This window comes from Flavobacterium sp., from assembly GCF_036405015.1.
Taxonomy (GTDB): Bacteria; Bacteroidota; Bacteroidia; order Flavobacteriales; family Flavobacteriaceae; genus Flavobacterium.
Genome location: NZ_DASWYK010000119.1, coordinates 1 through 9,275 on the forward strand (window position 1 = coordinate 1; position 9,275 = coordinate 9,275).

Consider the following 9,275-nt stretch of genomic DNA (forward strand, 5'->3'; position numbering starts at 1 on the left):
ATCTATTCAGATTCCAAGAGCTAAACCTTCTGAAGTTGTAGCACAAATTGTAAAAGATCTAGATATGGCTGCAAGTTTATTACCTGGAAACTGGGGTTCTGGGGCTTATGGTCGCTTTACGAAAGGTGCCGCTATGGCGCAAAAATCGAGAGTACTTCTAACATTTGCAAGTCCTTTATTTAATAAAAACTGGGATGGTTCAAACGAGCGTTGGGAAGCGGCTTTAAAAGCTGGATTAGAAGCAGAAGCTCAATTGACTGCTGATGGTTATGGATTATATGGAAGTACTGCAAAACAATGGGAACAAATGTTTTTGATTGATAATGCATTTTGTTCAGAAGCTATCACAGTGCAACTTTGTGGAGTTGGTGTTACATCACAGGCTATAAATAATTCTTGGGAAAAAGGAATTCGTTTATTAAGCTTAGGAGGTACAGGAGGAGGAGTTGCTGCTCCTAAAGAAATGATTGATTTATTTCCAATGGCAGATGGTAGAAGACCAACCGCTGCAAATGGTTACAACGATTTCACTTTTTTCGTTAACAGAGATCCAAGATTCTACAGAACTTTTGCTTTCTCTGGAGTTAAATGGGGAAGTAAAGAAACTCCGAACAGTGTTCTTTGGGCATATCGTTGGGTAGATGGAGCTAATAAAGCAGGTTTTTCAGACGGAAACACTGCAATATCAAGCCCTGCTTTTATTAGAAAAATGACTAATACTAATGCTAGTAAAGAAACTAACTTCCAGTATTCTGGTACAGATATTTTTGAGTACCGCTATGCTGAGTTATTATTAAATATTGCAGAATGTTACGCAGCTTTAGGTCAGACAAGTAATACCTTAAATTATTTAGGAAGAATTAGAAATCGTGTTGGTATTCCTGCTGCAAACAATTATGGAATAGGTACATTGTCTGATAAATATCAGGCTATTGAAGCTGTTTTATATGAAAGAAGAGTAGAATTAGCTTACGAAGGAAAACGTTTTTGGGATGTTCAAAGATGGATGTTATATGATAATGAAGTTTTACCTGGAGTTACAGGAGGTACTGTAAGTAAATTAGGTTTAACTCCAATTAATGGAACAAAACGTACTGGTAACTTCTTACAATACAGAGTTGCAACAACATCTGCAACGACAGATCCTTTGGCAACTGCTCGTGCAAGTGTAATAGCGGATCCGGATGCAGCAAATTTTAATGCTCAATTAGCAACTTTAGCGACATTCTACAACACAAACTTTATTCGTACAGCATTGGTTACTCCTATGGATAACTTTAATGGAGCTGCTGTTAATATTAAGTTTAATCCTAACTATTATATTAATGGTTTGAATACAACAGCTTTAACTTCAAACCCATGGTTGTTACAAACTATAGGTTGGAATGATAATTTTGGTGGAGCGGGAACGTTCAATTACCAAGAATAAATTTATTTATATCACAAAGAATCAATATAAAACTTTTCACCTGTATTCCGTCAAAAGATACAGGTGATTTGTTTAGAAAGAATTACCAAAGTCACAATTAATATGAAAAATTCCGCATTATTTATCGCATCTCTGCTTTTTTTAGGAAGCGCAAAATGTTTTGCTCAGTATCCAAAAATTAGTCCAGAAGTTCAGGCGCAGGAAAAAAAGATTAAAGAAGAAGCTCAACGTCTTTCTGACGAAGCTTGGGAAAAAGCTTTAGTTGTTATTGAAGAAGAAGCTAAACATGGAAAACCTTATATTCCGTGGGCATCAAGACCAACAGATTTACCTCAGGCTGAAATTCCAGCTTTCCCAGGTGCTGAAGGAGGAGGAATGTACACTTTTGGAGGTCGTGGCGGAAAAGTCTACACGGTAACAAGTTTAGAAGATCGTGGACCAGGAACTTTACGTGAAGCTTGCGAACAAGGAGGAGCGAGAATAGTGGTATTTAATGTTGCTGGAATTATCAGATTAAAAAGTCCATTAATTATTCGTGCGCCTTACATTACAATCGCAGGACAAACTGCTCCTGGAGATGGAGTTTGTATTGCTGGTGAATCAACTTGGATTGATACGCATGATGTAATTATCAGACACGTACGTTTCCGTCGTGGAGAAACTTTCGTTGGACGCCGTGATGATGCAATTGGTGGAAATCCTGTTGGAAACATTATGATTGACCACGTTTCTGCAACTTGGGGATTAGACGAAAATATGTCAATTTACAGACACATGTACAACCCAGGTCCAGGATATCCAGATATTAAAGTTGGAACGGTAAACATTACCATTCAAAACAGTTTATTCGGAGAAGCTTTAGATACTTACAACCATGCTTTTGGAAGTACTTTAGGTGGAGAAAACTGTTCTTTCATGAGAAATATGTGGGCTAATAATGCTGGTAGAAATCCTTCTATTGGATGGAATGGAATCTTCAATTTTGTTAACAACGTAGTTTTTAACTGGTACAACAGATCTACAGATGGTGGAGATTACACTGCAAATTACAACATCATCAACAACTTCTACAAACCGGGTCCTGTAACCGATTTAACACAGCCAATCAGCTATAGAATCTTAAAACCAGAATCTGGAAGAAGTAAATTGCCTTATATGGTTTTTGGTAGAGCTTTCGTAAACGGAAACGTAGTTAACGGAAATGAAAAAGTGACTAAAGACAACTGGGATGGTGGTATTCAAATCGAAAACAAAAAAGGTGAATTGATGACTTATGATGAAGCAAAAGAATATTTTGCTAAAATGAAAGCCGACAAACCTTTCCCAATGCCATGGTTCAATAAATTCATGACTGCTGAAGAATCTTATGAGTTTGTACTTAAAAACGTCGGAGCAACTTTACCAATCAGAGATAAAGTAGATGAAAGAATCGTAAGAACGGTAAAAACCGGAGTTCCAGAATATGCAAAAGGATTAGAGAAAAAGACTTTCTACCAATTCGAACACAGACGTTTACCAATGGATTCATACAAACAAGGTATTATTACAGATATTTCTCAAGTTGGAGGATATCCAGAATACAAAGGAAAACCTTATGTAGATACAGACAAAGATGGTATGCCAGATGCATGGGAGAAAAAATACGGTTTAAACCCGAATGACCCATCTGATGCTCAAGGAGACTTAAACGGAGACGGATATTCTAATATTGAAGATTACATCAACGGAGTAAATCCAGCAATAAAAGTGAACTGGAAAGATTTAGCAAATAATAAAGAAACTTTAGTTAGACCTTTATTAGACTTAAAATAGGAACAGTTTTTGAAAGTATAGAAAGCAAATGCGAATTATTTTTTTCTCGCGCAAGCTGAAAAATTGCTCGCAAAGTCGCTGAGACGCAAAGTTTATTAAAAAGAAAAGCGAAAAAGCTTTGCGTCTCAGCGACTTTTCGAGATTAAAAAAATCCGTCTTTAAATTTTATCAAAATATACTTCTAGCTTTAAAATTATTAAAAAGTAAAAAATCATGGCACTAAATAAAATAAACGCAGGATTACTATCAATCGTTTTCGCATTTTCAACTTTAAGTGCGCAGCAGCATTTAGATCCTGAATATATCAAAGTTACAAACGAAAGAGCCGCTAAAATCGTTGTAAAATTAGATTTGAAAAACGATGCAAAAGAAAAAGCTGTTTCGAATATTATAGCACAGCAATTCAGAGATTTAACGGAAATCCAAGACGGAAGAGACGCTGAAATCAAAAAAGTAAAAGAAGATACTTCTTTAGCCAAAGAGAAACAAAGCGAGAATATTGACAAACTGAAAACAAATGCAGACAAGTCAATTGCAAAATTGCATAAATCTTACCTTAAAAAATTAGGTAAAGAATTATCAGAAGACAAAATTACTGAAGTTAAAGACGGAATGACTTATGGTGTACTTCCAATTACGGTTGCTGGGTACAATGATATGCTTCCAAACCTAACTGCAGAACAGAAAGAGTACATTTATAATGCTTTAGTTGAAGCAAGAGAACATGCAATGGATGGTGGCTCTTCTAAAGAAAAACACGGATGGTTTGGTAAATACAAGGGAAGAATCAACAACTATTTATCAAAACAAGGTTACGATCTAAATAAAGAAAGTAAAGACTGGCACGAACGTGTTGAACAAAGAGAGAAAAACAAAGTAAAAGATTCTACAACCAAAGAATAAGCTCTCTCGAAACTTACACTAACATCTATTAACTACACTACACAATTCATGCAAAATATTTTTCCAAACCGTACTTTAAAGAGAACATTAATGGCATTTTCATTTTGTTCACTTGTATCATCGGCTTATGCCCAATATCCAGTAATTCCAAAAGATGTTCAAGCAAAAGCAGACGCAATTTTAGCTGATGAAGAAACAAGATTGAGCGAAATCTGGAACGCGAATCTTCACATTATAAAAGAGGAAGCAAAACAAGGAAAACCATATTTGCCTTGGGCATCCTATCCAAAAGATTTTGTTTTTGCAGATATTCCTGCTTTCCCTGGTGCTGAAGGAGGTGGAGCATACACACAAGGAGGACGTGGCGGAAAAATATTCGTAGTTACTAGTTTAGAAGACAGCGGAAAAGGAACTTTCCGCGAAGCCTGCGAAGCTGTTGGAACAAGAACAATCGTTTTTAATGTTTCAGGAATTATTCACTTGAAAAAGAGAATCAGCATGCGTGCGCCTTACGTAACCATTGCTGGACAAACTGCTCCTGGCGACGGAATTTGTATCGCTGGAGAAACTTTAGAAATTGACACACACGACGTTATTATCAGACACATGCGTTTTAGACGTGGTGCAACTGAAGTAACGAGAAGAGATGATGCACTTGGAGGAAATCCAATGGGAAATATCATTGTTGACCACTGTTCAGTAAGCTGGGGATTGGACGAAAATATTTCTCTTTACAGACATCAATTTGCAGCGAATGCTAAATCAAAATTGGAGAAATTACCAGCTTGTAATATCACCATTCAAAACACAATTTCATCTGAAGGTTTAGATACTTATAATCACGCATTCGGTAGTACAATTGGCGGATTAAATAGTACTTTTATGCGTAATTTATGGGCTGACAACATTTCTAGAAACGCTTCTATCGGAATGTATGGCGACTTTAATTTTGTGAATAACGTAGTATTTAATTGGTGGAATCGTACCTTAGATGGTGGTGATTATCGTTCGATGTTGAACATTATCAATAATTATTTTAAACCAGGTCCAATAACACCAGCAGGTGAGCCAATTTCGCATAGAATTGTAAAACCTGAGTCTGGATATATTGAACCAAAACAATATGGAAGAGCTTATGTTTCAGGAAATTTCATTGTAGGTTCTCCTGAAGTTACAGCAGATAACTGGAATGGTGGCGTGCAATTGGAAAATCTTCCAGAAGCTGAAACAAAAGAATTTTTAGCGGCTATTAAACAGCCAAAACCATTCTCAATGCCTCAATTTAAAATTATGGGAGCAGAAGAAGCGTATGATTTCGTTTTAGCAAATGTTGGAGCTACAATTCCAAAAAGAGATGCAGTTGACGAAAGAATTTTGAAACAAGTTCGTACAGGAAAAATTGAAGCAAAAGACGGTTTAGAAAATTCAATCGGTAAAGAATTTATCAAAAGAAGATTGCCTGCAGATTCTTATAAAAAAGGAATTATAACCCATCCAGATCAAGTTGGCGGTTATCCAACTTACAAAGGAAAAGCATATAAAGATTCTGATAATGACGGAATTCCAGATGCTTGGGAAAAGAAATACGGTTTAAATCCAAATGATGCTTCAGATGCCAATAAAGATTTAAACGGAGATGGTTATACTAATATTGAGAAATATATTAACGGTATAGATCCAACTAGTAAAACAGATTGGACAAAAATCGAAAACAATACCGATACGTTGGCTAAATTAAAGTCATTATTGCAATAGTGATTTAGTTATATAAGAATATTTTCAAAGCAAACCTGACAGGTTTTTAAAACCTGTCAGGTTTCATAACACAAAGAATATCCACATAGTTTGTCATTCCGAGGAACGAGACCCGAGCGATAGCGAATAGGCGAAGCAAATCACACTCGAATTGACATTAAGTGAATAAACCCAAAGTTTGTCGTTTCGTCGTAAGGAGAAATCTCCGTTAGTAGCTCGACAAAGATTGGGAATTTAGATTGCGGAGTTTCTTGCGAAGATTTCTCCTTACGTCGAAACGACAAGATTGTGGAGATTTAGAATGTAAATGAGAAACCTAAATTATATGAGCTTATATTGCTTATATGGTTTAATTTAAACTCTAAAAAATAATAAGGTGAATTTTACCCAGTTAAAAAATATTACTTCTTTCAAAAACACATTGTTCTTAATGTGTTTTGCTCTGTTATTTAATACAGACATCACAGCCCAAAACACTTTCCCAGACATTGTAAAAACTAAAGAAGGGAAACTTTCTTTTACCACAGACAATCAAGGAAACCAAATTCCTGATTTTTCTTTTGCAGGATATAGAAACTCCGAAGTTGCAATTCCGAATTTGGAAAACAAGATTTTTGTTTCCAAACAAGAAGAAGATGCCACACAGAAAATCCAAAATGCAATTGATTATGTAAGCGCATTAAAACCAGACAAATCAGGTTTTCGTGGAGCAGTCCTTTTAGATAAAGGAATCTTTAAAGTAAGCGGAACATTATACATCAGAAAATCGGGTGTTGTTTTAAGAGGAAGCGGAAACAGTGGAAACGGAACCGTACTTTTAGGAACAGGTTTAGAAAGAGAAGCTTTAATTAGAATTTTAGGTGTAAACGATAAAGTGTATAAAGATTCATTCGAATTTAGTAACGCTTATACACCACTTGGAACTCAGAAAATCCAATTAAAAAATGCATCGAAATTAAAAGTTTCAGACGAAATTGAAATCAGCAAACCTTTAACTGATAATTTCATTAAAGAGGTAAATATGCAGGATTTCGGCGGAGAAACTTCTTGGATTGGATGGAAAAAAGGGGCTTGGGATATGACTTGGAATAGAGTTGTAGCCAAAATCAACGCAAATGAAGTTACATTGAATTCTCCAATTACAATGGCATTAGATGATGTTTTCGGAGTTTCAAAAGTGACGGTTTATTCATGGCCGGGAAGAGTTGAAAATGCTGGAGTTGAAAATATCTTGATTAAATCGACTTTTAATACTTCAAATGCAAAAGACGAAGAACACAGATGGCAGGCAATTAGTATTGAAAACACCAGAAATGCTTGGGTAAAGCAAGTTAATTTCAAGCATTTTGCAGGTGGGGCAGTTACGATTTTAAAAACAAGTCAACAAATTACAGTTGAAGATTGTATTGCAACAGAACCGGTTTCAGAAATTGCTTCATTCAGAAGACATACATTTTATACAGAAGGTCAGCAGACGCTTTTCCAACGTTGTTATTCAGAATTTGGATATCATGATTTCGCTGTGGGAGGATTTGGAACAACAGGTCCAAATGCTTTTGTTCAGTGCGAATCACATCTTCCATTCAGTAATAGCGGCGCAATTGGAAGCTGGGCAACTGGTGTTTTATTTGATATTGCTAATATTGATGGGCAAGCATTGAGCTATAATAATAGAGAACAAGGCGGAAGAGGAGCTGGATGGACAGCATCAAATTCTGTAATCTGGGAATCTTCAGCTTCAAAAGTAGAATGTTATAGTCCGCCAACTGCTCAAAACTGGGCTTTCGGAGTTTGGGGACAATTTGGAGGAAACGGACACTGGAAAGATGTAAACGGACATATTAGTCCAAGAAGTTTATTTTATACGCAATTAGAAAACAGATTAGGAAAACTTCCAACGCCAGCTTTTATTTACGATTTAGGTTCAGAACCATCTTCAAGTCCGACAATCGAAGTGGCGCAAGAATTGACCAAAGCTTCAGTTACAACCAAACAAAGCTTGCCAGAATGGATTACAGAAGTTTCAAAACAAAACCCGATTAACATCAATAATTCAGGTTTAAAAAATGCAAATGATTTAAAGAATACTGTTTCCAATAAATCAGAGAATAAGTCAAAAGTTATCACTGAAAACGGTTGGTTAACTTTTAACGGAAAAGTGATTGCCGGAAAACAAATGAATGTAGCATGGTGGAGAGGTGATCTTACAGATGATTTCGTAAACAAATCATTACCACACGTAACTCGTTTTGTACCAGGAAGAACAGGAAATGGATTAACAGACAGAGTTCAGGAAACGGTTGATTATTTAACTTCCAACAATATCATTGCTTTAGAACACAATTACGGTTTATGGTACGACCGCAGAATGGACGATCACGAACGAGTACGTAGAATTGACGATGATACTTGGCCTCCGTTTTACGAACAGCCTTTCGCGAGAAGCGGAAAAGATTTTGCTTGGGATCATTTGAGCAAATATGACTTAACAAAATTCAACGATTGGTACTGGAGCCGTTTAGCACAGTTTGCAACTTTGGCAGAACCAAACGGGCAAATGTTAATCAATCAGCAATATTTTCAGCATAATATTTTAGAAGCTGGAGCGCACTGGGCGAGTTCACCTTGGCGTTCAGCAAATAATATTAATAACTCAGGATTTCCTGAGCCACCGCCTTACGCAGGAGACAAACGTATTTTCATGGCGGAACAATTTTACGATGTTACGAATGCTGATAGAAGAAAATTACACCAAGGTTTCATTAGAAAATCTTTCGAAAACTTTCAAGATAACAGCAATGTAATTCAGTTAACAAGCGCCGAATATACTGGTCCGCTTCACTTTATGGAGTTCTGGTTAGACGAAGCTCAAAAATGGAAAGATGAAACGGGCAAAAAAGGCTTAATCGGTTTAAGTGCTACGAAAGATGTTCAGGATGCAATTTTAAATGATGGCAAAAGAGTTAAAACAGTTGATGTAATTGACATCCGTTATTGGTATTACAAAGAAGACGGTTCTGCTTACGCTCCACAAGGAGGCGTTAATTTAGCACCAAGACAACACGCAAGAAAACTGAAAACTGGAAAAGAAACCGATAATCAAGTGTATCGTGCCGTTAGAGAATATCGCGAAAAATATCCTGAAAAAGTGATTTTATATTCAACAGATGGATCTTCTCGTTTCGGATGGCCAGCTTTGATGGCGGGAGCTTCAATGCCAAATATTCCAAAAATAGAATTGCCTCAGTTTTATTCCGCTTTAAGCGAAATGAAATTAGTTGACGGAAATACGTTCTCAGACAATCTTTGGAAATTAGAAAACAAAGGCAAAAGCTATCTTTTCTATCTGAAAAACGATCAAGATATTACAATTGAT

General features: G+C 36.2%; 5 protein-coding genes. All 5 read left to right on the forward strand.

Going from position 1 to position 9,275, the window contains the following annotated elements; translation table 11 throughout:
* A partial coding sequence (locus VGE71_RS09160) for a RagB/SusD family nutrient uptake outer membrane protein (protein ID WP_331138052.1) occupies positions 1-1,429 on the forward strand: 1,429 nt, incomplete at its 5' end.
* Between the two features lie 102 nt (positions 1,430-1,531).
* Complete coding sequence (locus VGE71_RS09165; RefSeq protein WP_331138053.1) at positions 1,532-3,241, forward strand: polysaccharide lyase; 1,710 nt, start codon at positions 1,532-1,534, stop codon at positions 3,239-3,241.
* A gap of 213 nt (positions 3,242-3,454) precedes the next feature.
* A complete protein-coding gene (locus VGE71_RS09170; RefSeq protein WP_331138054.1) occupies positions 3,455-4,144 on the forward strand; it encodes a DUF3826 domain-containing protein in 690 nt (229 codons plus the stop codon).
* Positions 4,145-4,192: 48 nt separating this feature from the next.
* Positions 4,193-5,899, forward strand: a complete 1,707-nt coding sequence (locus VGE71_RS09175; RefSeq protein ID WP_331138055.1) for a polysaccharide lyase — start codon at positions 4,193-4,195, stop codon at positions 5,897-5,899.
* A gap of 376 nt (positions 5,900-6,275) precedes the next feature.
* The coding region (locus VGE71_RS09180; protein WP_331138056.1) for a DUF6298 domain-containing protein at positions 6,276-9,275 on the forward strand (3,000 nt) is incomplete at its 3' end.